The sequence below is a fragment of the Archangium primigenium genome (assembly GCF_016904885.1).
Classification (GTDB): Bacteria; Myxococcota; Myxococcia; order Myxococcales; family Myxococcaceae; genus Cystobacter; species Cystobacter primigenius.
Genome location: NZ_JADWYI010000001.1, coordinates 5101388 through 5124402 on the forward strand (window position 1 = coordinate 5101388; position 23015 = coordinate 5124402).

The following is a 23015-nucleotide window of genomic DNA, read 5'->3' on the forward strand; positions in this document are numbered from 1 at the left end:
CTCACGGCACGATGAGCAGGGCCCGGCGCGCCGCCGGGTGCACGCGGGCGGTGGTGCCCGCGTTGAAGGCGAGGAAGTCCTCCTCCACGCCGTCGCTAAAGATGACCCCGCCCGAGGGCATCCGGGACTCCACCACCAGCTCCGACTCCGCGCGGATGAACCCCGACACCCGGCGCGCCGAGGAGTGTCGGCTGACGAAGGGCTCGCGGACCACGAAGGCCAGACGGGGATCTTCCCACTCGAGCGCGAAGTCCTCGCCCGGCGCGCCCCCGGTGTCGCGCGTCAGGCCCCGGGCCTGGTTGAACACCGAGGAGAGCCAGCCGCTCGCGCCCACGCCCGTGGACACGATGATGCCGCTGGAGGACTGGGTCTCGGTGTCCTCTCCGTGGCGCAGGGTGTAGCGGGCGGACACGTGCGTGCGGGCCCCGAGGAACAAGTCATTGAACGCGACCAGCCGCTGGCCATCGCTCAGCACCACCTCGGCGAGCGTCACCGAGCGCCAGCGGGCCCGGGACTCCAGCGTCTGGCGCACCGCCTGCCGGGACTGCGCGACGGAGAAGGGCAGCAGCACGCCATCGAAACGCGAGGGGTCCGGATTGACGCCCACCAGGGGCTGATGGCCCACGTACTTGGCCACGTTCGCCACCAGGCCGTCCTGACCCAGGGCCACGACCAGGTCCTTCTCCCCGAAGAGGAAGGTGGGCACCAGCGAGCGGTCCACCTGCTGCACCGGGAGCCCCAAGGACAACTGCCCGTGCAGGGCATCCAGGGCCCGGCGGTAGGTGTCGTCCTCCCGCACGTAGTCCTCGAAGTCCTGGTCGGCGTGCTCCAGGTAGAAGCGTGCCTGGGAGCGGGTGTTGAAGCGCCGCACCAATTCGTCGAGCCGCGTCGCGCGGGTGACGAGGACGATCTTTTCGTAATGCCTAGCCATGGCGTTCCGGACTTCCGCCGGGGGCCGCGAGCAGCGCGTTGAGCAGGTCCGGAGACACGTTCACCGAGCCGATCTTCTGCGCGTTCTCGGCCAGCTCCCGGAAGGCGAGCGCGATGTTGAGCTTGGGATCGCCCCCGCCGCCCGCCGCCGCCATGAGCACCTTCCAGTCCATGTCCCGCACGGGGCCGAGCGTCTTCTCCAGGGCATAGGCCTTGGCCTCGGCGGCCTTGCGCTCGTTCTCGCTCCAGCGGTCCATGAAGGCGGCGCGCTGATCCTCCACGGCGATGTCCGCGGCGATGCGCGCCTCGCGGATGCGCCGCTGGCCCGCCTCCACGGAGAGGTCGGTGGCGATCTCGCTCTCCTTGATGAGCCGCTCCTGCTCCACGGCGGCGTTGCGGCGGGCGTAGATGGCCTCGTCGGCGCGCCGCTGCAGGGCCTCGCGGGACTCGGCCTCCAGCGCCCGGGCCATCTCCGGGGTGGGGCGGATCGACAGCAGCGAGAAACCCTGCACCTCCACGCCGAGCATCCGCACGGCCTCGGACTCGCGCAGGCCCAGGAGCACCTTGTCCTCGAGGAGGCTCGCGTTCACGAGCACGTCGCGCAGGGGCAGGGTCTGCACCACGGAGCGGGCCCGCACCTGGGCCGCCTGGACGAGCCGCTCCTCCAGCTTGGACGGGTCATCCGAGGCGTATCCGCCCGAGGGCTTCACGGAGTAGTCCAGCTGCGCCGCGAGCCGCTGGGGATCCGCCACGCGGTAGGTGAGCTGGCCCTGGAGGGTGACGGCCTGGAAGTCCTGGGTCACCTCGTTGAAGGCGAACGGGACGTCCGCGCTGGCGAGGGGAATGGCGACCACGGTGGTGGTGGCCGTCCAGTAGAAGAAGGACAGGCCGGGCCCCTCGCGCGTCACCCGTCCATCCCTGAACCGCATGACGTACGTCGTCGGTGGCGCCTTCATGTACCGGATGCTCATGCCTCGACCCCCTTGCTCCGTGTCGGAAGGACACCAACATAGTGTCGTGTGGACACGAGTGCAAGCGAAAGGCGGATCCGCTAGGCTGGCCCCCAATGAATCGTGTTCTCGGTCTGGCGAGGCGGGTGGTGCTCCGGATTCTGGTGTCCCTGGTCTTTGTCTACGTGAGCCTGTGTGTGCTGGTGTTCCTCAACCAGCGGCACCTGGTGTTCCCCGTGCCTCCGGGCGCGCGGGAGCCGAAGCTGTTCCAGTCCGCGCTGCTGCGCCTCCCCGGCCCCGAGGGCTCGACGGTGTACGCGTTCCACATGCCCGGACCTCCAGGCGCGCCCACGGTGGTGCACTTCCACGGCAACGGCGAGCAGTTGTCGGACGAGATCTGGCTGGGGCAGCGCTACCAGGAGGCCGGGCTCGGGTTCTACGCGGTGGAGTACCCAGGCTATGGGCTCGCGAAGGGCGGAGAGGGGCCCTCGGAGAAGGGCATCTACGCCGCGGCGCAGGTGGCGCTGGACTACCTGCACACCCAGATGGGCGTGAAGCCCGAGGACACAGTGCTGGAGGGCCAGTCGCTGGGCTCGGGCGTGGCGGTGGAGATGGCGACGCGAGGGCAGGGCGCGCGGTTGATCCTCATCACGCCCTACACCTCCATCGTGGACATTGGCGCGCGGCTGTTCCCGTGGCTGCCCGCGCGGTGGCTGGTGCGGGATCCGTTCGACACGGCCTCCAAGGCGGCGGGCGTGAGCCTGCCCGTGCTCATCATCCATGGGACGAAGGACGAGGTGGTCCCAGTGGACATGGGCGAGCGCCTGGGCACGATCTTCCCGAACGCCACCACGCTCATCCTCCCGGGCAAGCACCACAACAACGTGACCGACCCGGCGGACGTGCGCGAGCGGATGTTCCAGTTCGCGAGAGGAGACGGCACCCGTCAGGCCAATTGACTTTTCTAGTGGCGTAGCTTGGTGGAAGCCGACTCCAATGATGCTGCGTTACAACAACTCGACACCTTATGACCACCAATGGAGTGCCGGAGGTCTACGAGTAATTGGACCATCAGCTGGGAAAAGGTTTACGCGCTGTAACGTAGCCCTGTAAAAATAATTGATTTGCAATAGCCTTTTTGTACAATCAAAGAAGAACAGGAGCAAGCATGACCGTCGGTGTCGAGCGCAAGCTTTCCGAGGTATTTGGCGTAGCTCGTGGCATTCCGCTAAATTATGTGCGTCGCGCATATGTTGACGACTTGTTTATCAATAGCCTCTCCAGAGACAAGCACATTGTTGTCTTTGGGGGATCCAAGCAGGGAAAAACCAGCCTTCGAAAACAGACACTGAATGAGGACGATTACGTTGTCGTTCAGTGCGGCAACACGACAACGCGGGCACAAATATACGAAATGTTGCTCAAGTGTGCGGGAGCGCACGTTACAGCCACTGACAAAAGGACCACGACGGGTACAGCCAAATTCGATGTAACCGTATCAGCCAAGGGGAAAGTGCCACTTGTTGCGGAAGCAAGTGGTAGCGGCGGCGGTGGGTATCAAAAAACAACGACGACAGAGGTTTCTGGGAGCCGGTTTGAAATTGATCCATCAGATCCCAATGACGTCATCCGAGTGCTTAAGGCAGCAGAGTTTAGCAAGTACGTAATTCTGGAGGACTTTCACTATTTATCAGAGGAGGTCCAAAGAGAGATTGCGTTCGACCTGAAGGCCTTTCATGAGAAGTCAAATTTGGTCTTTGTCGTTGTAGGGGTCTGGCTGGAATCAAACAAACTTGTCCTATACAATGGAGACTTGGCGGGACGTCTTGTGCCAGTGGACGCAGATCGATGGGATCCCTCTGATCTAAGTCAAGTCATTGAGGAAGGCGAAAAACTTCTCAATGTCGAGTTTCCTGAGTCCGTCAAGAAAGAGGTGCTTGATCGTTGTCAAAACAACGTGGGTGTTTTGCAGGAGACCTGTTATCGTCTTTGCGAGAGAGCTAATGTCTGGCGCACACAGCCGCAGTTATTGAGCGTTGGCTCTGTGAGCGAAGTTGATGTGATAATTCATGACATTGGAACAGAGCAGGCAGGTAGATATCAAAAATTTCTTGAGGATTTTTCGGAGGGCCTGAACAAGACCGAACTGGAGATGTACAAGTGGATAGCATATGTCGCCATCACGTCGGATCCGGCAGACCTCAAGCGCGGATTGAAGATGTCGTACATATTCAGAACTCTGAATGAGGTCCACCCAACGAGGAAAGGTCAGTTACAGCAAAACAATGTCACGCAAGCACTTGCCAAGATTGGAAAGCTTCAGCACAAGAACCATGTGAAGCCGACGATTCTTGATTTTGATACGAGCGAAAACCGACTGCGTGTGACCGATAGTGGATTCATCCTTTACTTGATTACCCAAGAGCGAAAGGCTTTGCTCGAAACCATTGGTGTAGAGATGCCTCCCTAACGCAGGACCCGATTGAAATGACTTCTTAAGTCGCATTGTTCCAAGTGGGGCTGATCTGGGACTGGCCCGCTTTTGTGGCTCTCCCGCACTTTATGTGCACGAGGCTCATCCAGCGAGGAGCATGCGACGGCGCAGCAATTCAAAACTGGCTCGACCGTACATCTGTCGTTTGACTCGCTCATCGTCGGTTGTACGCGTCAGGCTCGTTGCCCGCTGTTCCCCCCTGGTCGCCCACTTGCGAAACACCCCAGCGACAAGCCACGTCCAGCGGCACGTGCACATAAAGTGCGGGAGAGCCAAAAGCGGGCCAGTCCCAAAAGCGCGGCGTTGGGCCGTAGAGCGAACCCATGCCTGGCTCCCGCGTTTCCGTCGGCTGTTGGTGCGTTGGGAGAAGCGCGAAGACACCTACCTCGGGATGCTGCACTTCGCCCTGGGCATCATCACCTGGTTCCACGCCTTCCTCCGAAATAGGCTCTTATTGGCTTCAGCTCCGCCAACTGGCATGATGTGTGCCGACCAAAGCTAGGAGCATTTTATGAAGATCCCGTGTTTTGCTATACCATTTGGTATTCTGATAACTCTCCTGGCGAGTCAGCCCGCCCACTCAGGTTCCGCGCAACAGGAAGAAAAGCAGCAGCCGATTACCCGAACAAAGCCGCTGAGTGAAGTCGGTCTTGCCCTTGCCGTACCCGACCTTGTCGTCTCTGTCGAGAACGGTGTCTGTGCGAGCAACATGGCATGGGCAGACATTGGTCAAGAAAAAATTCTCGATGCCTATGCTCAAGAGTGCGCTCACATCTTCGTCGAGCCCAAAGCCATTGTCAGTACGCCCGGGCTGCTTTTCATCGGTGGCGCCTTCGGCTCCACCTCAAGCCAGTTCCTGTTGGGTCCCAGCGCTGCGATTGGCGCAGGGGCGTCCATTCCCATCATCAGGCCTACCCTGACCTACCGGGAGAGTAAAAGTAACAAGGTCGAGTTTATTCTCCCTCGACGGACGTCGTTCACAATGAACTTTTTGGTATCTGGAAACGTCGGCGTGGCAGGCATGCTGTTCCCGAATGCAGGTGGTTCCGACCAACCCGCTCCCGCTGAGATCGGCTTTACGGTCGGACTTTACGGGGCTCCAGAGTTCGCGTGGATCTCGTATGACCCAGCCGCACAGCAGCGGTACAGGATTGGGTTCTCGCTCGGAGTCATTGCTGGGTACTTGGGAGGTTCATCGACGGTGGGGCCAGCTTTTATCGTTGGCGTGCAGCCTGGTCTCGTCATTAACTTTGCACCCTGATAGTCGAAAGGCAAGCTATGATACGGCGCTTTGCCGTGTTGTTACTCGTTCCGCTGCTATCTTCTTGCGCGATGTTCCGCAATCTCTTCGAGCCCACGCCCACGCTGATTGGGTGTGCCTTCAGTGGCGTTTCGGAGGTGGCCAAGCTGAATCGATACCCAGCAGATGGACGTACCGCCAAGGTCTTGGTCGATCTATTGGACCAAGCCTACCTCAGCAACTGGGTCCGGCTTGAAGCTAGTGCGGAGGTGTCAAATGCTGTGTCACTTATTACTCCCTCTGGTGAGCGCGTCATCGTCTACCGGCCGGACTTTCTCGACAGAGAAGTGCCAGAGGCCTTTGTTGCTTTGGTGATTGCCCATGAACTCGGCCATCATATCGAGGGAGATACGGCTGGCTTAGCCGTGACGCAGGCACGCCCGCCGAAAGAAGCTGAACTCCGGGCAGATGCATTCGCTGCCAAGATGTTGAAGGTCCGAGGATACCGCGAAGAGCAGATCGTCGAAGCTCTCGACCTGCTGGTAGGGAAACTGCCTGCGTCAACGCCCACCCCAGAGGAGCGGCGGAGGTTGATTCTGAAGAATTACAAGAGGACGCGAGACCTGCAGACGGAACTGGGGGACTCGCGGGCAGCTTACGCTCTACTTGAGACGAAAAATTCAGCGCTTGCTACAACCAAGGCTGAGGTAGAAGCGGAATTAAAGAAGAAGAGCGACGATTTGGATGACCATACCTCCTGGGCCGAGCGTGCCGGGAAAAAGGACAAAAAAAAGACTGTGCTAGAGAGTGTGGTGATGAGCGTAAGGCTGAATGATGGTGACATCACCGACTTTACCCAGCCCGGGAAGTATACGGCGGATGTGGAAATCACCTACCATGTGCTCGCATTGGAGGACACCGTGGAAGGTGACCTTGAAGAGGTGTTCCACGTATCGCCCGAGAGCAGCACCACTGTGTCGTGGGTTCCGAGTACCGAGAAGTACTCTCTCCACCACAAAGATCCAGTACGGGTGGCGGCGTTCTTTCGCTTCAGCCTTAAGGCCAGAGAGCGCCGGACTATCCAGACGTCAGCTCGGTATGAGTATACACTTCCGCTATCTCCCAGCAGGAAAACTCATGGCGTCGAACCAAGTCAGGCGGATGATGCGTTTTTCTACATCAACCAGTATGACTACATTAATGAGTTGGTCCTGGTAATTAGGTCATCCAAGCCACTGCGGGAGCCCATGAAGGGGGATGCCCTACTGGAGAGGGAAGTCGACAACTTCAAGATTGGCTCCACCCCCCTCCTCCAATCCGAGTCTGGCTATTCGGTTGCCACCTTCCGGTGGCGCAATCTGGAGCCGCGACAAATTGCTGGGCTGCTAATCCGTCGCTGATCTATTTACTATCTGCTCTGATCCGCGACGGGTTGCATAGTGGAGCGGCTGGTGCCAACGCGTCGCACATATAGAGGACGGTGGTACATGCGACGCAGCAGAAGGTAAACGCGGCGACGAACCTCATTCACGGCTCGTGTGAATCAGTCGGAGAGGAAGAAGAGCCAAGGAGTTGGAGCACGGCCTGGGGTCGCGAGCGGAAGTAACCCAAGCCCGAGCACTGGTCGTCTGCGGTGCCAGGGCGCGTTGTCGATGCCGAGGAGAACTTCGGGGTAGGTCTCGGTGGGATATGCCGGGGAGACATCCAGCAGGTGGTGGCAGAACGCCACCTGCAGTTGCTTCGTCTTGGACAGTCCGTCGTGGCGGCGAGTCCGGGTGAGACTGCCGTACAGGCGACTCGTGACCTTGCCCGTGAGGACATTGGCCGAGGCGAACGTGTGCACCACGTCCTTGCAATTCCGCGTCCCAATGACAGGGCGCTCGCCCTTGAGCCCCAGGGTCACCGTGAGCGTGGGCACTATGGGAAAGCGCGCCTCGTCTTGGCTCAGCAGGACAAGTTCGCCTCGCTCGGCTTGGTGTTTTTCCCACCCAGTTCCCGCCGCGACTATCGCTGGCTCTCGGGGCCGGCGCGTAAGAAGCGGCAGGTGGGTCGATACAGGTGCACGCCGTGGCGGCAGAAGTCGCCCATGGCCGTTTCCTGGACGCGGATATCGCTCTGGCGATAGAGGAAGTCAGCCAGTGCCATGTGCGTCCAACTAGCGCGTGCGATGTCACACGCCTCGGGGCCGTGGCGTATCCAGGAGAGAATCGTCTCGGTCGGTTCCTTTGGAATCAGCGGCGTCCTGCCGGGGGCCCAGCGAATCCGTAGTCCTTTCCAGGCCTCCCGCCCGGTAACGAGCCAAGAAGCGCTGGACGTTGCGGGTCTTCGTCCCCGAGTCCTCTGCAATTTACGACTGGAGTCGGCCTCTCGCTGTCCTCAGCACCGCTTGGCACCGCTCGCGCAGGCGTCGGTCCTCCGTGTCGCGGAAGCATGTCTCCAACCGCTTGTCTGCTCCGGACTCAATTCCAGCAGGCTCATGCTCTTTCAATACATGAACCCCGACGATTTCTTCCGAGCCGTGAATGAGCCCGCCGTCAGTGCTTTAAGACAATCCGGCCTTGCGAATCGATGCCGTAGGTGGCCCCCGCATCGAAGACGATGTCATCGATGTTGCATCGGTCGAGATTGGCGGCGATGGTCACGAAGAAGACGCCTTCAGCGCTCTTGAGGACAGAGACGTCGTAGTTCTCCCGCGACGAGAGACAGCGCGCCAGCTTCTCGTCGTGGGAACTCGCCTTGGCTCCAGGCGGCAGGAACTCGTCCATCGCGATTTCGATGGCCTTCAAGCTTTGACCATCGAGGGAAATGCTGCCCTCGGCCGAACTCGGAGGTTTGACCTTTTCCATTTCCTCGGGCGCAGCCCATTCCGCTTTCTTTTGAAGGTGAAGGCGGTAGTTGCATCCCGTCAGAATGAACGCGCAAAGCAACGGAGTGAGAAGAGAGAGCTTCATGGGTCTTCGTCCTTTCACACCACCAGCAGGCGGGACTCGTCCAGGTCCATGTCGGCGATCAGGTCCACTCCGTTGCGCGTGAGGCGCCGCGCCGCCGCCATGCTCCTCGGGCCGTGGCCATGCTCCAGACACCACTGGGCGTGCTCCACGAGCAACGCCAACTCGTAGGTGCGGCCCAGCGTCAGCGCGAACCGCCGCGCCCCGGCCTCCACCTCCGCCGGATTCGCCATCGCCTTCGTCACCCAGACCCGCGCCTTCTCCAGCGCGTCCTGCGCCGCCACCACGCTCGGCCGCAGGCCCGTGTCCTTCGCCGTCGCCAGCCGCCGCTCGGCGTCCAGGTACAGCGCCTCCAGCGCCCCGTCCTTCGCCATCGCCCGCAGCGTGTCCAGCGAGAGCACGTTCGTCGTCCCCTCCCAGATGGACAGCACCTGCGCGTCCGCCATCAGCCGCGGAATGCCCGTGTCCTCCACGTAGCCCGCGCCGCCGAAGCTCTCCACCACCTCGGACGTGACGTGCACCGTCTGCCGGCCCGTCGTCAGCTTCGCCAAGGGCGTCACCAGCCGCTGGAGCAACAGCTCCTCCTCCGTCGCCGTGCCCGCCTCCATCTTGCCCAGGAGCTCCGCCGCCCGGAACGCCAGGAGGAAGCCGCCGTGGAACTCGGCCTCCAGGCCCGCCAGCGTGTCCACGTGCAGCGGCTTCTCCGACAGGGGCGCGCCGAACTGCACCCGCCGCTTCGCGAAGTCGCGCGCCAGCGCCAGCGCCCGCCGCATCATCCACGTGCTCGCCACCGCGTTCCACGTGCGCGTCACGTTCAGCATGGACGCCATGTTTCGGATGCCGTCCGTCAGCCCCGCCACCGGCACCGCCTGCGCTCCGTCCAGCGTCAGCTCCGCCGTGGGCACCTTGCGCGTGCCCAGCTTGTCCTTGAGGCGGTTGATTTGAATCCCATTCATCCGCCCGTCCGCGCCCCGCGTCTCCACGAAGAACAGCGCCAGGCCCTTGCCGCCCGCGCCGTTGCCCTCGGGGCGCGCCAGCGTCAGCGCCATCTGCGCCGTCGTCGCCGAGGTGAACCACTTGGTGCCATACAGCCGCCAGCCCTCGGGCGTCTGCCGCGCCACCGTCTGCGTCAGGCCCACGTCCGAGCCGCCCGTGCGCTCCGTCATCCACTGGCCCGACGTCCAGAACGTCTTGGGGTCGCGCGACGTCAGGTGGGGCAGGGCGCGCGCCACCAGCTCCTGGTTGCCCAGACTCAGCAGCGTGCGCGCCGCCCCGTCCGTCATCGCCAGCGGGCAGGAGTAGATGTCCAGGGAGGGCTGGACGAGGTAGTTCAGCGCGAACTGGTGCAGGCGCGAGCGGTCCCCGTGCTTGCGCTCGTAGGCCACCGCCACGAGGCCCCGCTTCGCCGTCAGGACCTCGGCCTCCTTCCAGAGCGGGGACACCTCGATGTGGTCCACCCGCTGGCCCCAGGCGTTCCACTGGGTCAGCTCGGGCTCGTTGAGCCGGTCCCTGAGCTGGAACGCGTAGAAGTACCCGCCCGACAGCTCGCCCAGCTCCCGGAACTCCTCTTCCAGTCCGGCCTTCATGTCCCGGGGCAGGACGCGGTCGAGGTAGCCGCGCAGGAGCGCGTCGTCGTCGTACTGGTTGCCCAGCCGAGGGGGATCCTGGAAGAAGCTCATGGCCGGGGAGGCTAGCACCGCCGAGAGGGTGGGAAAGGGGTGTCGACTTCCTGCTAGAGTCGGCGGCCTCAACCCGGAGCATGCATGCCCGAGCAGCGGAGGCCGGGGGCGAGTCCCCCCGGATTCGATCCCCCCGATTTCGAGACCGACAGCAGCCGAAGCGTCACGCCCCGGGAGACTCCCGCGGCCTCGGCGGGCAACACCGGGGCGACGCCTCGGCTCCGGCCCACCCTGGGCACCGGAGCCCCGGCCGCTGTCCGGCCGCCCCAGCCCCCCGTGGGCACCGAGCCGCGTCGGCCCGCCGGGCCCAGTGCCTTCCTGGATCGCCGTCCCGGGCCGCCCGCGGACGCCCGCCCCGTGGACAAGCGGCCCCCCGCGCCCCCGCCGGTGGCCACCGACACGGACATGCCCTCGGTGATCGTGGAGCCGCAGGGGACCCGCCGCGCGGCGGCGCCACCTCCGCCCCCCGAGCTGCCTCCCGCGCCCCCGGCCGGGGTCGAGCGCCGGACGTCGGCGTATGGCGTGTCCTACTCGGGGCCCGAGCGGCGCAGCAACACGGGCGCCATGCGCCGGGTGGAGGCGGACGCGATCGGCAACGCGCCGCGCTTCGTGCCGCCCCAGCCGCGCAACCTCGAGGAGCTGGGCCTCAACGCCACCATGGTGGAGGAGCTGGTCCTCAAGGCCATCTTCTTCGCCGGCGAGATGCGCGGCATGGACATCGCCAACCGGCTCAAGCTGCCCACCACCGTGGTGGACGAGGTGCTCGAGGCCCTGCGGCGCCAGAAGTACATCGACATCCGCGGCGGTGGCGGCTCGGGTCTGGGCAAGTCCACGATGATCTACCAGCTCACCACGTTCGCCACGGACGTGCTCAGGCAGATCCTCGACCGCAACCGCTACAACGGTCCGGCGCCGGTGCCCCTGCAGGAGTGGATCCAGTCGGTGAAGAAGCAGAGCATCCGCGGCAACCGCATCACCCGCCAGCGGATGGAGGACAAGTTCGGCGACCTCATCATCCGCGACTACATCTTCGATGGCATCGGTCCGGCGATGAACTCGGGCCGCGCCATCTTCTTCTACGGGCCCCCGGGCAACGGCAAGACGGCCATCTGCCAGGGCATGGTGAACTGCTTCGAGGGGGACATCTTCATCCCCCACGCCATCCTCATCGACGACTTCATCGTCCGCATCTACGACAGCATCCTGCACCGCCCGGTGGAGGAAGAGCCCGGGGCGCCCGCGTATGACCGGCGCTGGGTGCGCTGCCGTCGGCCGCTCGTGGTCGTGGGCGGCGAGCTCACGCTGGACATGCTGGATCTCGTGTACTCGCCCGAGGTGAAGTACTACGAGGCGCCCTTCCAGATGAAGGCCACCAACGGGATGCTCCTCGTGGACGACTTCGGCCGCCAGAAGGTGTCCCCGAAGGATCTGCTCAACCGGTGGATCGTCCCGCTGGAGAGCGACGTGGACATGCTCACGCTGCACACGGGCAAGAAGGTCCAGGTGCCCTTCGACGTGTTCTCCGCCTTCTCCACCAACCTGGACCCGAGCGACCTGGTGGACGACGCCTTCCTGCGGCGCGTGCGCTACAAGCTCGAGGTGCAGCGGCCCGACGAGGATCTGTTCCATCAGATCTTCCAGGTCATGTGTGACAAGCGCGGCGTGGACTACGACCCGGACGTGGTGCAGTACCTCATCAACTCGCACTACACGCCGCACCAGCGCCTGTTCGCCGCGTGCCAGCCGCGCGACCTGCTGGATCAGATGATCGACATGGCGCACTACCGCGGCGAGCCGCCCCGGCTCACGCGGGACCTGGTGGACAGCGCGGTGCGCAGCTACTTCGTGCGCTTCGACAAGGAGAAGGGCGCCTGAGCCAAGGGCGCCTGAGCTAGGACGCGGCGCCGGGCGCGCGCGGGGCGAAGGGCCCCCAGGGTTTGGGGGCGAGCCACGCGCGCACCTCGTCCACGGGCACGTTGGACAGCACGTCCACGATGGACAGGCCCATCACGAAGCGCTCGCCGGGGCGGCCCTGGTCGTACGGGGGGTAGCGGAAGTTCTGCCAGAGCAGCCGCGCCCCCACGTCCCGGAAGGGACCGGGCTTCAGGTACACCGAGCCCACGGCGGAGTAGTACGTGTCGTGCCCGAGCCGGGTGCAGTACGCCGCCAGGCGCTCCGTCTTCTCCTCCACCGGGCGCCCCAGCGTCGAGGCGAGCACCACGCGGGGCGACAGGCCCAGGGGCTCGTGGAAGAGGGCCTGGCTCGCCAGGAGGGTGCGCAGGAGCGAGCCCGGACCGCGCTCGCGGGCGGCCTCGGCGTAGAAGGCCTCCAGCCGGGGCAGCACCTGGGCGCGGAAGTAGGGGCGCCGGCCGTAGAGCGTCGTCAGGGTGGCCAGGTGCTTGCGGGGCCAGGGCTGGTTCGGCTCCACCGCCAGGTCGCCGAGGCGCGTGTCGCGGTGGGCGCCCTCCAGGGGGATGGTGAGCCACTGGAAGGCGGACTCGGTGGGCGGGGGCAGGGGCGTGCCCACGGGCAGGGCCACGCGCGTGCGGCGCTGCCAGCCCCGCCGCAGCCACTGCACGTTGTCCAGCACCAGCAGGGTGTCCGAGCGCGCCACCTGCTCGTAGAAGTCCAGCCAGGGCAGGTAGTGGGGTTGCTCGGCGACGAGGACTCCGGACGGCTCGCTCACGGCGCGCGAGTGTAGCCGCCCCCCGCGCACGCGGGCATCAGTTCCTCGGAGGCGGCAGCCGCAGGTGGGCCACCACGCCGCCCAGGTTCGAGCGCCAGGGCGCGAGGCGGCGCTCTGGCCGGGCATCGCCCACGCCGTAGGCCAGCACGGGCCCCACCCGGGGTGGGCCGGACGCCGCCGAGCCGCGCACCAGCACCAGGTTGCGCCGGGTCTCCAGGGGGCTGAAGGCCAGGGCGCCCCCCGGACGGCGCGTCCAGACGTCCACGTAGCCGGCCAGCAAGAGCTCGCGGTACGTGGGCGCGCCCACCAGGCCCAGGTTCGCCGGGCTGTTGAAGTCGCCCACCAGCACCACGGGCAAGGGCTCGCCGCGCAGCGTGTGGATGAGCTCCGCGGCCTGGGCCAGCTGCACCCGCAGGCCCTCCTCGCCCGGCGCGGCCTCCAGGTGGGTGCTCACGAAGCGGTAGCGCTGGCCGCCCACCTCGGCCACCAGCGACAGCCACCCGCGCGGCAGCGCCAGGCGCCCCAGCCCCGGCACCTCCACGTCCCGGCGGGCCACGTAGTTGCCCGTGCGCACGCCGCTCACCGCCACGTCCTCGCGCGCGAGGATGACGTCGAAGTCCGTCAGCCGCGCGTCGTCGAAGCTCGGCGCGGCGCCGGTGAGCAGGGGCACCTCCACGTCCAGGTCGCGCACCCGCGCCACCTCCCGGTAGCGCAGCCCCCGCGCGTCCAGCTCCGCGAGCAGCGCCGGCAGGAGGTCCAGCTGGAGCGCCTGGGCGGGCTCGCCGCCCCCGAAGATGGCGTCCCCCGGGGACTGCAGCCGCACCTGGGCCACCTGCTGCAGCCCGAGCAGGTGGGGGCGGGCGTACTGGATTTCATCCGCCAGCGCGCGGGAGCGGGCCACGAGGTCCTCCTGACGCAGCGCGCCCCACCACTCCGCGACCCGGGGCGCCACCTCGGCCGCGCCGGTGGCGCTCCACACCCGCTCCAGGCTCGTGGCCGGTGCCAGGCTCCGGGTCATCACCGTGAGGGTGCCGGGCCGCTCGTCCGGGGCCGGGGGCCGCGTGGCCAGGTGGCAGGCGCCGAGCACACCCAGGCAGAGCCCAATCGCGAGCATGTACCTCATCGCATCACCTTCCCCCCGGGAACCCCGAGCCGCCCACCCATGCCCACCCCTCCACGCCCCGCCTCGATGCCCGCCCGTGTACGACTCGGGAGGAGATAGGTCCCCCCCCGCCCGCGCGGCAGTCCGCTACCCTTCTTTTCCGGTAAGTCCCGCCTTCCAGTGCGCGGCGCGCGACGTTCCGAACGTTGACCGGGAAGCATTCGTGGGAGCGGGCCATCGCTTCGCGGGAGCGGGTCGCCCGGGGCGCCTTTCCCGTGGGGGTGGGAACGGGGTTAGGCTTGGGGTCCTCCCGCGGAAATCCAGAGGGCTGTTCCGCCAGGAGCCTTTCTGGGTGGACCCGGGTGGTGTCGATCCTCCAAGCTCCCGATTCCCTCGACACCCTGTCGCTCCTTCATGCGCTTTCTTCTTCTCAGCCGCGACGGTGACCACCCCATTGGGGCGGAACTCGCCCAGATGGGACACGAAGTGGTGGTGGCCGCGGGGCCGGAGGTCACCGCCGCCACCATCTCCCTGGTGGACGTGCTCGTGGTGGGGGCCGAACAGGTCCGCGAGAAGTCCGAGTGGTTCAACCGTCTGCGCGCGCAGATCCGCGTGGCCGAGGTGTCGGTGCTCGGCATGGTGAACCGCCTGGTCGAGGACGAGCTCGCCCCGCTGATGGAGATCGGCGTGGACGACTACCTCGTGGCGCCCTTCCACGCCGCGGACATCCGCGCGCGCATCGCCCTGTTCGAGCGGCGCTGCTACGCCTTCATGCGCCGGCAGTCCCACGAGGAGTCCGCGCGCGGGGAGATCGAGCGGCTGGCCGCCATCATCCAGACCCAGAACGACATCGCCCTGGCGGGCCTGGACCTGGACGTGGTGATGCGGCTCATCGCCGAGCGGGCGATGATCCTCTGCGGCGCCGGCGGCGCGGCGGTGGGCATCATCGAGGGTGAGGAGATGTACTACCGGGTGTGCACGGGCTACTCGAAGCAGTTCGAGGGGGCGCGGCTGCCGGTGAGCAGCACCATGGCGGGCTCCAGCGTGCTCCGGGGCCAGGTGGTGCGCACGGACGACACCGAGCGCGACTCGCGGGTGAACCTGGACACGGCGCGCCGGCTCAAGGTGCGCTCCATGCTCAACGTGCCGCTCAAGCGCGACAACCAGACGGTGGGCCTGTTGAGCATCGCCTCGCAGGTGCCCTACGCCTTCGTGGACTCGGACGAGCGCACGCTGGAGCTGATGGCGGGCCTGCTCGGCGCGGCCATGGGCAACGCGGCCGAGCACGCGGCGAAGCAGGCGCTGATGACGGAGGTGGCCTCCATCGTCACCGCGCTCCAGGAGAGCCAGCACCTCTTCGACTCCTTCCTCAACAACAACCCGGCGCTCGCCTACATGAAGGACGAGGGCGGCCGGCGCGTGTACGCCAACGAGCCCTTCCGGCGCTTCTTCGGGCTGTCGCCCGGCATGGACGTGAGCACCATCCCGGACGAGCAGCTCATGCCCCCGCAGACGGTGGCCCACCTGCGGGACCAGGACGATCAGGCCTTCAAGTCCGGCCAGCCCTCGGTCTCCGAGAGCATGATCCCCACGCCCGAGGGCGAGCCGCGCGAGTTCCTCACCTACCGCTTCATCGCGCGCGACAGCTCCGGGCGGCGCTTCCTCGGAGGCGTGTCCTTCGACATCACCGAGCGCAAGGCGGCCGAGGAGGCCCTGCGCCGCTCCGAGGAGAGCTTCCGCGCCCTCATCGAGGGCTCGCCCGAGGCCATCTTCGTGCACCGGGGCGGGCCGTTGCTCTACGTCAACCCGTCCGCGTGCACCTTCCTGCGGCTCAAGGGCAGCGAGCTCGTGGGCCGCTCGCTCATGGACTACGTGCACCCGGATGACCGGGCGGCCGCCGCCAGCATGCTGGATGGGGTCGCGGGCCGGGGCGCGCACCGGGTGCGCGAGGTGCGCTTCCTGCCGCCGGACGGCGGGGTGGTGACGGGGGAGATCAGCAGTCTGCGGCTGCTGTTCGCCGGTCAGACGGCCACGGTGGTGAGCGCGCGCGACCTCACCGAGCGCAAGCAGATTCAGGCGCGGCTGGTGGTGGCCGACCGGCTCGCGTCGGTGGGCACGCTCGCGGCGGGCGTGGCGCACGAGATCAACAACCCGCTCGCCTTCGTCATCTCCAACCTGTCCTTCCTCACCGAGGAGCTGCACGCCATCACGGCGCTCCTGCCCCCGGGCCGCCTGGACGAATTGGAGGAGGTGCTGGAGGAGACCAACGAGGGCGTCAACCGGGTGCGCCTCATCGTGCAGGACCTCAAGACGTTCTCGCGCGGCGACGAGGAGCTGCCCACGGCGGTGGACCTGCGGCGCGTCATCGACTCGGCGCTGGCGCTCGCGCGCGGCGAACTGCGCCACCGCGCCACGGTCATCAAGGACGTGTCCGACGTGCCGCTCGTGGAGGGCAGCGAGGCGCGCTTTGGCCAGGTGGTGCTCAACCTGCTCATCAACGCCGCGCACGCCATCAGCGCGGGTCAGCCGGACAAGAACGAGATCCGCGTGGTGCTGCGCGCGGAGACCGACCACGCCATCCTGGAAGTGAAGGACACGGGGTGCGGCATGGCCCCCGAGGTGCTCAGCCGCATCTTCGATCCGTTCTTCACGACGAAGCCCGTGGGCGTGGGCACGGGCCTGGGCCTGTCCATCTGCCACGGCATCATCACCGGCTTTGGCGGGGAGATCACCGCGCACAGCGAGGTGGGCAAGGGCAGCACCTTCCGCATCAGCCTGCCGGCCCTGCGCAAGAGCAGCCTCAAGGCGGGGTAGGGCGGAGAACGGACCCCGAGGCGACCCTCGCCCGGCGAAGGTTCCGACCCGTGTCCGAATTCGAGGGATCCCTCGGATTCGGACATGGCCCGAGGGATTCGGCCCCGGGCGGTGTCCCGCGAGGCGTCCCGCTACACGTCGAGGAAGTCGCCGTCGAAGCCGCCGCCCACGTCGTCATAGCCGCCGCCGTCGTCCTCGAGCCCCGAGGCGTCCGCCTGCGCGTCGTCCATGCCCCCCTCGTCACTCCAGGACGAGTCCCCGAAGCCATCCATGAACTGGTGCGCGATGGCCGTGCCGATGAAGGAGCCGGCGATGGTGCCCAGGAGACTGCCCGCGAGGATGCTCCCCATGCCCACGCCCGCGCCGCCGCCGAAGGCGCGCTCCAGCGTGCCCGGCTGACGCAGCTCCGCGCGGGTCGCCATGCGCGCCAGCGTCTGCGGCCGGTCATCCGCCCGTGCGCGCTCCGACTCGGGCAGCGTCTGGCTCAGCCCGCGCAGGGCCTGGGCCCGCTGCTCGGGCGTGAGTTGCGCGAAGGCCTCGGCATGGGCCTGCTCGATGGCCTCGGGCGGCGCCGTGCGCAGCAGGTAGCGGTAGCGCTCCAGGGCCTGCTCATCCGCCGAGCCCCCCACCGTCGCGGGACGTGACGTCGCGGGCGTCGCCAGCTCGCCCGCCTTCTTCTGTCCGAACAGCCGATCCATCCATCCCATGTTGCCTCTCCCGTGACGCATGACGATGCGCTGCCGCTGGAAAAATGGAATCACCTTGAAGTCCGGAGACTCTGTGGTGAGACGTGGGATTCCATATGGCGATGGGGGATTCCCCCCGCTCGGACGTCCGGTTGCCCTACCCGCTGGGGTCGCAGGCAGGGCGGCCAGGCTCAGCGGGGTCCGTCTGGCGGCCCATTCCGGAAGAGGGGGAAGAAGGCGCGGGGGGTCTTCTTCTTGCGCACGCAGCGGCTGTCCTCGCCCAGGTAGCAGGCGGAGAAGCCCCTGCGCCGCTGGCCGGTGAGGCTGCGCCCGGAGCGGTGCCAGACGTAGTTGTGCAGCAGGACGGCCTCGCCGGCCACCACGGGCAGGGCCACGCCGAGGCCCTCGGCGCCCCGGGCCGCGACCTGATCCGGTGGCACCACGCCGCCCAACTCCGTGGCCAGCCCCCAGCGGTGGCTGCCGGGGACGACCTCCAGACAGCCGCCGTCCAGAGGGGCGTCATCCAGGGCGGTCCAGATCTGCAACTCGGGGTCGCGGCTGAGGCCCCACAGCTTGCCGCCGTCCTGGTGCCAGGGCACCTCGCTGCCGCCGCGCTCGCCCTTGTGGAAGAGGATGGCCCGGTAGAGCGAGACGTCCCCGGGGATGCGCGCGCGCACGAGGCGCTCGAAGAGCGGGTTCTGCATCCACGCGAGGAAGCGCGCGTCCTTCTCCAGCTTCTCCAGCTTGCGGTAGTCGAGCGACGGCCCCTGCCAGCCGAGCCCCAGCGGCGCGTCCGCGTAGAGCCCCGAGGGTGCGTCCATCTGCCAGAAGAAGCCCGGGTAGCTCACCCGGCCCAGCATCAGGTCGTCCGCGCGCTCGCGCAGGGCCTCCAGGGCCTCGGGCGCGAGCACCCGGCCCAGGCGCGCGTACCCGTGCGCGGCGTAGTGCGCGAGCGGGCCCTCGATGTCGAATGTCCCTGGGTTCACGGCCAGCATGCGCTCACCTCACGTAACTGGCGTCCGTGCCCCGCCACTCCCGCCATACGGCATCCACCCGGGCGGCGACGTCCGCCGGCAGGGGCTGGGCGCACCCGTCCAGGGCCGCGTCCAGGTGCTCCACGGCGCCCGGGCCCGCGAGCACCGAGTCCACCCCGGGCCGTCCCGCCAGCCAGCCATAGGCGAGCCCCACCAGCGTCAGGCCCGCCGCGTCCGCCACCGTGCGCAGCCGCCCCGCCAGGTCGAGCAGCCGCTCGGACCAGTAGCGGTTCTGGTACAGGCGGTTGCCGTCGAAGCGCGAGCCCGGGGCGATGGCGGCCCCCGGCGCGTAGCGGCCCGACAGGAGGCCCCCGGCCAGGGGGTTGAAGACGGTGGTGTGCAGGGGGTAGCGGCGCGTGAAGGGCAGGTACTCGTGCTCCACCTCGCGCACCAGCGGGTTGTAGAGCACCTGGGACAGGGCGGGCGGCGGCAGGCCGTGGCCCTCGCCCCAGGCCCGCATCTCGAGAATCCGCCAGGCGGCGTGGTTGGACACGCCCCAGTGGCGCGCCTTGCCCGCCTGGAGGAGCCCGCGCACGGCCTCGAGCGTCTCCTCCACCGGGGTGGCCGCGTCCGGGGCGTGCAGGTAGAGGACGTCCACGCGCTCCGTGCCCAGCCGCCGCAGGCTCTCGTCCACGGCCTTCACCAGGTGCGCGGGCGCCAGCCCCTCGGGTCGGCCGCGGGTCCGCGCCAGGCCCACCTTGGTGGCCAGGCCCACCCGGTCCCACTGGCCCTTGAGCGCCCGCCCGAGGATGCGCTCGGACTCGCCGTTGCCATAGGAGTTGGCCGTGTCGAAGAAGAGCGCCCCGCGCTCCAGGGCGCGCGCCACGATGCGCCGGGCCTCGGGCTCCGGGGTGCGGGTGCCGAAGTTCATCGTGCCCACGGCCACCCGGGGCGGGGGCGCGTCGGCGGACGGCGCGCGGGGGGTCAGCCAGGGCGCGAGCGGGGAGGCGGGGGAGGGGGAGGTCATGGGTGGCAGGGAACGATCAGGCATCGAGGGACTTGCACCGCCGGTCAAACGTCCGAATGGTGGGGGCGTATGCCCTACCGCCGCCACACCCACTACCTGTCCGCGCCCGATGGCACCCGCATCGCCTACCACACGCACACGGGCGACGCCTCCGGGAACGACACGGAGCGGGCGCTCGCCACCCGGTCGCCCGTGCTGCTCACCAACGGCATCTCCACGACGGAGAACTTCTGGCGCTTCCTCGTGGCGGACCTGGAGCGGGACCATCGGCTGGTGCACTGGGACTACCGGGGGCATGGGCTGAGCAGCACGTCCCCCACGGAGGACTACGCGCTGCGGGCCCAGGTGGAGGACCTGGAGCGGGTGACCGAGGCGATGATGGCGCTGGGCGACGGGCGTCCCCCGCACCACGTGGCCTTCTCCATGGGCGTGCGGGTGGTGTTGGAGCTCTACCGGCGCCGACCGGAGCTGGTGCCCGCGGTGACGCTCATCGCCGGCAGTCCGGCGACGCCCAACCCGAGCCTCGGGGTCCCCCGGGGACGCCTGCGGCTGTCCCAGGTGCTCGAGGGCCTGACGCCGCTGGTGCCCCGCACGGCGCCGCTGGTGCATGCCTTCATGGGCTCGGCCCTGGCCTACCCCTTCGGCCGGGCCACGGGCCTGCTCCGGGCGCGGGCGCCCCGCGCGGACATCCTCGAGTTCATGGCGGGCGTGCGCCGCATGGATCCGCGGGCCTTCTGGCTGATGTTCCGGGGCCTCCTGGAGGCGCCGCCGAGCTGGGACGTGCTCCAGGAGCTGCGGGTGCCCACGCAGATCATCGCCGCCACCCACGATCTGTTCGTCCCCCTGCGTGAGATGGAGCGCATGCACGCGCTGCTGCCCGGCGCGGACTGGCTGGTGGTGGAGGACGCGGGGCACGCGGGCCTGCTAGAGGCGGGCGACGAGATCGCCGCCCGCGTGCGCGCCTTCCGCCGGGCGCGGGGCGTGTAGCGCGCGCGCGCCGTGCCGCTGGAAGAAGTCCAGGGCGAGCGCGTTGAACCGGGGCGCGTCCTCGATGTTGCAGACATGCCCGCGCGCGGGGAGCACGACGAGCTCCGCCCGGGCCTCGTCGCGCACGAAGTCGCGCAAGCGGGGCAGGAACATGTGGTCCTGGGCGCCCGAGACGTAGAGCTTGGGGATGGTGTTCGTGCGCCGGGCGAGCGGGGTGTAGGTCGTCTCCGCCCCGTAGGCCACGGCGGCCCAGGCCCGGTAGTCCGAGGGCCGCAACCCCCGCGACACGCGCAGGAAGATGTCCCGCGAGGCGCGGTGGTTGGCGCGCGGCAGGAGGATGTGCGCGAACAGGACATAACCCGCGCGCGCGGGCAGCACGTGCACCAGGGGGAAGGTGAGCGAGCGCTTCACCAGCCATTCCCCCCAGGGCTGGAAGCGGCGCACGGCACCGGCGAGCACCATGCTCTGAACCCGCTCGGGCCGCAGCAGCGCCACGTGCTGCATCACGATCGTCCCCAGGGAGACGCCCATGAAATGGGCGGGGGGCAGGCCCAGGTGCTCGAGCAGCGCGATCACCTTCCGGGCGGCGAACGCCACGGGCTCCTCGCCCTCGAGGCTGGCGGACTGGCCGTGGCCGGGCAGATCGATGAGCAACAGGTTGTAGTGCCCCTGGAAGGCGGGCAGTTGTTTATAGAAGATGGAGCAATCCCCGCCCATGCCGTGGAAGAAGACAATCCACTCCGCGGAGGGCGACGCCGTGATGCATTGATGATGCAGGTGCATGGGCGGGGCTATAGCAAGACGCGCTCCACGCCCGGACCCGTCCGGCGAGCGGAGGCGGGCGTGGCGGGTCCAACACCGGCCCCACACCGCGAGGTGATGCCGCGTGAGAGGGATTCAGGGTAGTGCCTTGCCTCATCGATGAAGACGATCCTGATCACGGGTGCGACGGGTTTCCTGGGCAGTGCCTTGACGGCGCGGTCGCTGGCGGAGGGCCACCGGGTGAAGGCCCTGTCGCGCAACGATCCAGCGGGGCAGCGGGTCCGCGCGGCGGTGGACACGGCCGCCCGGGGCTTTGGCTTCTCCCTGGGCGCCGAGCCCCTGTCCCGGCTGTCCGTCTTCCAGGTGGACTTCCAGGATCTCCCGGGCACGCTCGCGCCGGAGGTGCTCGAGGACGTGACGCACGTGTGGAACGTGGCCGCGGAGATGAGCTACTCGCTCAAGAAGATCCTCCCGGCGGTGGAGCAGAACGTGCGGGCCACGTCCATGCTCTACGCGCTCGCCGCGCGGCGGGCCCGGCGCTGCGAGCGCTTCTACCATGTCTCCACCGCCTACACGGCGGGCTTCGGAGTCGAACAGGTGCGCGAGCGGCCCCATGTCGCGCCCCGGGTCATCAATGCCTACCAGCTGAGCAAGTGGATGGCCGAGTCCAACCTGCTCCTGCACCACCCGGAGCTGGGCCTGCCGGTGACGCTCTTCCGGCCGAGCGTCATCATCGGCCATCACGACACGGGCTGGTCCTCCGGGGCGAGCTTCGGCCTGTTCTTCCTCGCCGAGGCGCTGCTGCTCGGCAAGCGTCGGCACGCCGAGCACGTCCAGCTCGACCTCAAGGCGGACAGCCTGCTCAACCTCGTGTGCGTGGACACGGTGGTGCGCCGCGCCCTGGCGCTCCTGGAGACCCGGGCGTCGCGCGAGGACCGGGAGATCTTCCATTGCATCGGGGACGAGCTCATCCCGCTGGCCGGGGCCCTGGAGCCCGCGTGGTCCGCGCTGGGCCTTCAAGCGGGCTTCGGGCCGCCCCGGCACGCGGTGGACGCGGAGCTGCAGCGCTTCCTCGAGAAGAACAAGCCCTTCGCGGACACGACGTGGCACTTCCACGCGGATCGGCTCCAGGCGGTGCTCGGGGAGGCCTACGGGCCTCAACCCATGACACCGGAGATCGCCGGCCGCAGCCTGACGCACTTCCTGGCGCACCGGCTGCGGGAGCTCGCCCGCGCGCCGGTGGACCCGGCGCCAGAGGCCGCCCGGGAGGCGGCGCCCGGCGCGCCGTGAGGCTCAGCCCGCCAGCTTCGCGTGGAGCGTGATCTTCACGCCCCCGAGCGCCTTGGACACCGGGCAGTTCTTCTTCGTCTCCTCGGCGATCTTCTGGAACTGCTCGTCGTTCGTCCCCGGTACGCGCGTCTCGTTGGTGAGCGTGATGGTGGTGATGGCGAAGCCCTCGCCCTGCTTGTCGAGCTGCACGTCCGCGGCCGTCTGGATGCTCTGGGGCTTGAGGCCCGCCTTCTCCAGGCCCAGCGACAGGGCCATGGAGAAGCACCCGGAGAGCGCCGCGCCGATGAGCTCCTCGGGGTTGGTGCCCTGCTGGCCCTCGAACCGGGTGCCGAGCGAGAAGGGGGCCTCGGGGGCGTGGGCGGGCTTCATCACGCCCTTGCCGTCCTTGATGCCACCGGTCCACTGCGCGCTGCCCTTGCTGATTCCCATCGCCGCGACCTCCTTCG

General features: G+C 67.6%; 20 protein-coding genes and 1 pseudogene. 9 read left to right on the plus strand and 12 right to left on the minus strand.

The window, feature by feature from the left end; all coding sequences use genetic code 11:
• Position 1: 1 nt before the first annotated feature.
• Together I3V78_RS21135 and I3V78_RS21140 are read right to left on the minus strand one after the other, a co-directional pair.
• Positions 2-931 (minus strand): diacylglycerol kinase catalytic domain-containing protein, encoded by a 930-nt coding sequence (locus I3V78_RS21135; RefSeq protein WP_204490267.1) that lies wholly within the window; start codon positions 929-931, stop codon positions 2-4.
• Complete coding sequence (locus I3V78_RS21140; RefSeq protein WP_204490268.1) at positions 924-1901, minus strand: SPFH domain-containing protein; 978 nt, start codon at positions 1899-1901, stop codon at positions 924-926. The genes I3V78_RS21135 and I3V78_RS21140 overlap by 8 nt, the downstream gene beginning before the upstream one ends.
• Before the next feature lie 95 nt (positions 1902-1996).
• Between I3V78_RS21140 and I3V78_RS21145 the strand changes: the two genes are divergently transcribed.
• From I3V78_RS21145 to I3V78_RS21165, 5 genes and pseudogenes are all read left to right on the plus strand, one after another.
• Positions 1997-2839 carry an alpha/beta hydrolase gene (locus I3V78_RS21145; RefSeq protein WP_204490269.1) on the plus strand — a complete coding sequence of 281 codons (843 nt, stop codon included), beginning with the start codon at positions 1997-1999 and terminating at the stop codon, positions 2837-2839.
• A 209-nt stretch (positions 2840-3048) separates the two neighbouring features.
• A complete protein-coding gene (locus I3V78_RS21150; RefSeq protein ID WP_204490270.1) occupies positions 3049-4350 on the plus strand; it encodes a hypothetical protein in 1302 nt (433 codons plus the stop codon).
• Positions 4351-4666: 316 nt separating this feature from the next.
• Positions 4667-4876: pseudogene (locus I3V78_RS40185) on the plus strand (hypothetical protein); the annotation flags it as partial.
• A gap of 9 nt (positions 4877-4885) precedes the next feature.
• A complete protein-coding gene (locus I3V78_RS21160; protein WP_204490271.1) occupies positions 4886-5635 on the plus strand; it encodes a hypothetical protein in 750 nt (249 codons plus the stop codon).
• 137 nt (positions 5636-5772) lie between these two features.
• Positions 5773-7014: a M48 family metalloprotease gene (locus I3V78_RS21165; protein ID WP_204490272.1), complete on the plus strand. Its 1242-nt coding sequence runs from the start codon at positions 5773-5775 to the stop codon at positions 7012-7014.
• A gap of 143 nt (positions 7015-7157) precedes the next feature.
• Here I3V78_RS21165 and I3V78_RS21170 read toward each other — a convergent pair whose 3' ends face one another.
• The 3 genes from I3V78_RS21170 to I3V78_RS21180 all read right to left on the minus strand — a co-directional run bounded on the left by I3V78_RS21170 (position 7158) and on the right by I3V78_RS21180 (position 10241).
• Complete coding sequence (locus tag I3V78_RS21170; protein WP_204490273.1) at positions 7158-7532, minus strand: hypothetical protein; 375 nt, start codon at positions 7530-7532, stop codon at positions 7158-7160.
• Between the two features lie 616 nt (positions 7533-8148).
• Positions 8149-8565, minus strand: a complete 417-nt coding sequence (locus tag I3V78_RS21175) for a hypothetical protein (protein WP_204490274.1) — start codon at positions 8563-8565, stop codon at positions 8149-8151.
• Between the two features lie 14 nt (positions 8566-8579).
• The gene (locus I3V78_RS21180) at positions 8580-10241 is read right to left on the minus strand and encodes an acyl-CoA dehydrogenase family protein (RefSeq protein WP_204490275.1); all 1662 of its coding nucleotides are present in this window, start codon (positions 10239-10241) and stop codon (positions 8580-8582) included.
• An 84-nt stretch (positions 10242-10325) separates the two neighbouring features.
• Here I3V78_RS21180 and I3V78_RS21185 point away from each other — a divergent pair, with 84 nt between their 5' ends.
• Entirely contained in the window at positions 10326-12116 is a 1791-nt protein-coding gene (locus tag I3V78_RS21185) for an ATPase (RefSeq protein WP_204490276.1), read from the plus strand.
• Positions 12117-12132: 16 nt separating this feature from the next.
• Here the strand turns inward: I3V78_RS21185 and I3V78_RS21190 are convergent, their stop codons facing one another.
• Both I3V78_RS21190 and I3V78_RS21195 read right to left on the minus strand, forming a co-directional pair.
• A complete protein-coding gene (locus I3V78_RS21190; RefSeq protein WP_338023693.1) occupies positions 12133-12927 on the minus strand; it encodes a WbqC family protein in 795 nt (264 codons plus the stop codon).
• A gap of 37 nt (positions 12928-12964) precedes the next feature.
• Positions 12965-14041 carry an endonuclease/exonuclease/phosphatase family protein gene (locus I3V78_RS21195; RefSeq protein WP_204490278.1) on the minus strand — a complete coding sequence of 359 codons (1077 nt, stop codon included), beginning with the start codon at positions 14039-14041 and terminating at the stop codon, positions 12965-12967.
• A gap of 462 nt (positions 14042-14503) precedes the next feature.
• Between I3V78_RS21195 and I3V78_RS21200 the strand changes: the two genes are divergently transcribed.
• The gene (locus I3V78_RS21200) at positions 14504-16843 is read left to right on the plus strand and encodes a PAS domain S-box protein (RefSeq protein WP_204490279.1); all 2340 of its coding nucleotides are present in this window, start codon (positions 14504-14506) and stop codon (positions 16841-16843) included.
• Between the two features lie 131 nt (positions 16844-16974).
• On the opposite strand, the gene I3V78_RS21205 is transcribed toward I3V78_RS21200, so the two are convergent.
• From I3V78_RS21205 to I3V78_RS21215, 3 genes are all read right to left on the minus strand, one after another.
• Positions 16975-17550 (minus strand): hypothetical protein, encoded by a 576-nt coding sequence (locus I3V78_RS21205; protein WP_204490280.1) that lies wholly within the window; start codon positions 17548-17550, stop codon positions 16975-16977.
• Positions 17551-17720: 170 nt separating this feature from the next.
• On the minus strand, positions 17721-18524 hold the full coding sequence (locus I3V78_RS21210; protein ID WP_204490281.1) for a phytanoyl-CoA dioxygenase family protein: 804 nt from the start codon (positions 18522-18524) through the stop codon (positions 17721-17723).
• 4 nt (positions 18525-18528) lie between these two features.
• On the minus strand, positions 18529-19530 hold the full coding sequence (locus I3V78_RS21215; protein ID WP_204490282.1) for an aldo/keto reductase: 1002 nt from the start codon (positions 19528-19530) through the stop codon (positions 18529-18531).
• 69 nt (positions 19531-19599) lie between these two features.
• On the opposite strand from I3V78_RS21215, the gene I3V78_RS21220 reads away from it, so the two are divergent.
• Entirely contained in the window at positions 19600-20517 is a 918-nt protein-coding gene (locus I3V78_RS21220) for an alpha/beta fold hydrolase (RefSeq protein WP_204490283.1), read from the plus strand.
• Here I3V78_RS21220 and I3V78_RS21225 read toward each other — a convergent pair.
• Positions 20455-21300: an alpha/beta fold hydrolase gene (locus tag I3V78_RS21225; protein ID WP_204490284.1), complete on the minus strand. Its 846-nt coding sequence runs from the start codon at positions 21298-21300 to the stop codon at positions 20455-20457. The genes I3V78_RS21220 and I3V78_RS21225 overlap by 63 nt on opposite strands.
• Positions 21301-21438: 138 nt before the next feature.
• Here I3V78_RS21225 and I3V78_RS21230 point away from each other — a divergent pair, with 138 nt between their 5' ends.
• Entirely contained in the window at positions 21439-22569 is a 1131-nt protein-coding gene (locus tag I3V78_RS21230) for an NAD-dependent epimerase/dehydratase family protein (protein ID WP_204490285.1), read from the plus strand.
• Positions 22570-22572: 3 nt separating this feature from the next.
• Here the strand turns inward: I3V78_RS21230 and I3V78_RS21235 are convergent, their stop codons facing one another.
• A complete protein-coding gene (locus I3V78_RS21235) occupies positions 22573-22998 on the minus strand; it encodes an OsmC family protein (RefSeq protein WP_204490286.1) in 426 nt (141 codons plus the stop codon).
• Positions 22999-23015 lie beyond the last annotated feature (17 nt).

What these genes read in the sequence shown, in the direction of transcription:
- I3V78_RS21160 (WP_204490271.1), top strand. Translation starts at nt 4,886, where the DNA reads ATGAAGATCCCGTGTTTTGCTATACCATTTGGTATTCTGATAACTCTC.
- I3V78_RS21145 (WP_204490269.1), top strand. Translation starts at nt 1,997, where the DNA reads ATGAATCGTGTTCTCGGTCTGGCGAGGCGGGTGGTGCTCCGGATTCTG.
- I3V78_RS21185 (WP_204490276.1), top strand. Translation starts at nt 10,326, where the DNA reads ATGCCCGAGCAGCGGAGGCCGGGGGCGAGTCCCCCCGGATTCGATCCC.
- I3V78_RS21150 (WP_204490270.1), top strand. Translation starts at nt 3,049, where the DNA reads ATGACCGTCGGTGTCGAGCGCAAGCTTTCCGAGGTATTTGGCGTAGCT.
- I3V78_RS21180 (WP_204490275.1), bottom strand. Translation starts at nt 10,241, where the DNA reads ATGAGCTTCTTCCAGGATCCCCCTCGGCTGGGCAACCAGTACGACGAC.
- I3V78_RS21225 (WP_204490284.1), bottom strand. Translation starts at nt 21,300, where the DNA reads ATGCACCTGCATCATCAATGCATCACGGCGTCGCCCTCCGCGGAGTGG.
- I3V78_RS21220 (WP_204490283.1), top strand. Translation starts at nt 19,600, where the DNA reads ATGCCCTACCGCCGCCACACCCACTACCTGTCCGCGCCCGATGGCACC.
- I3V78_RS21175 (WP_204490274.1), bottom strand. Translation starts at nt 8,565, where the DNA reads ATGAAGCTCTCTCTTCTCACTCCGTTGCTTTGCGCGTTCATTCTGACG.
- I3V78_RS21235 (WP_204490286.1), bottom strand. Translation starts at nt 22,998, where the DNA reads ATGGGAATCAGCAAGGGCAGCGCGCAGTGGACCGGTGGCATCAAGGAC.
- I3V78_RS21230 (WP_204490285.1), top strand. Translation starts at nt 21,439, where the DNA reads ATGAAGACGATCCTGATCACGGGTGCGACGGGTTTCCTGGGCAGTGCC.
- I3V78_RS21195 (WP_204490278.1), bottom strand. Translation starts at nt 14,041, where the DNA reads ATGCTCGCGATTGGGCTCTGCCTGGGTGTGCTCGGCGCCTGCCACCTG.
- I3V78_RS21135 (WP_204490267.1), bottom strand. Translation starts at nt 931, where the DNA reads ATGGCTAGGCATTACGAAAAGATCGTCCTCGTCACCCGCGCGACGCGG.
- I3V78_RS21210 (WP_204490281.1), bottom strand. Translation starts at nt 18,524, where the DNA reads ATGCTGGCCGTGAACCCAGGGACATTCGACATCGAGGGCCCGCTCGCG.
- I3V78_RS21140 (WP_204490268.1), bottom strand. Translation starts at nt 1,901, where the DNA reads ATGAGCATCCGGTACATGAAGGCGCCACCGACGACGTACGTCATGCGG.
- I3V78_RS21215 (WP_204490282.1), bottom strand. Translation starts at nt 19,530, where the DNA reads ATGACCTCCCCCTCCCCCGCCTCCCCGCTCGCGCCCTGGCTGACCCCC.
- I3V78_RS21200 (WP_204490279.1), top strand. Translation starts at nt 14,504, where the DNA reads ATGGGACACGAAGTGGTGGTGGCCGCGGGGCCGGAGGTCACCGCCGCC.
- I3V78_RS21205 (WP_204490280.1), bottom strand. Translation starts at nt 17,550, where the DNA reads ATGGGATGGATGGATCGGCTGTTCGGACAGAAGAAGGCGGGCGAGCTG.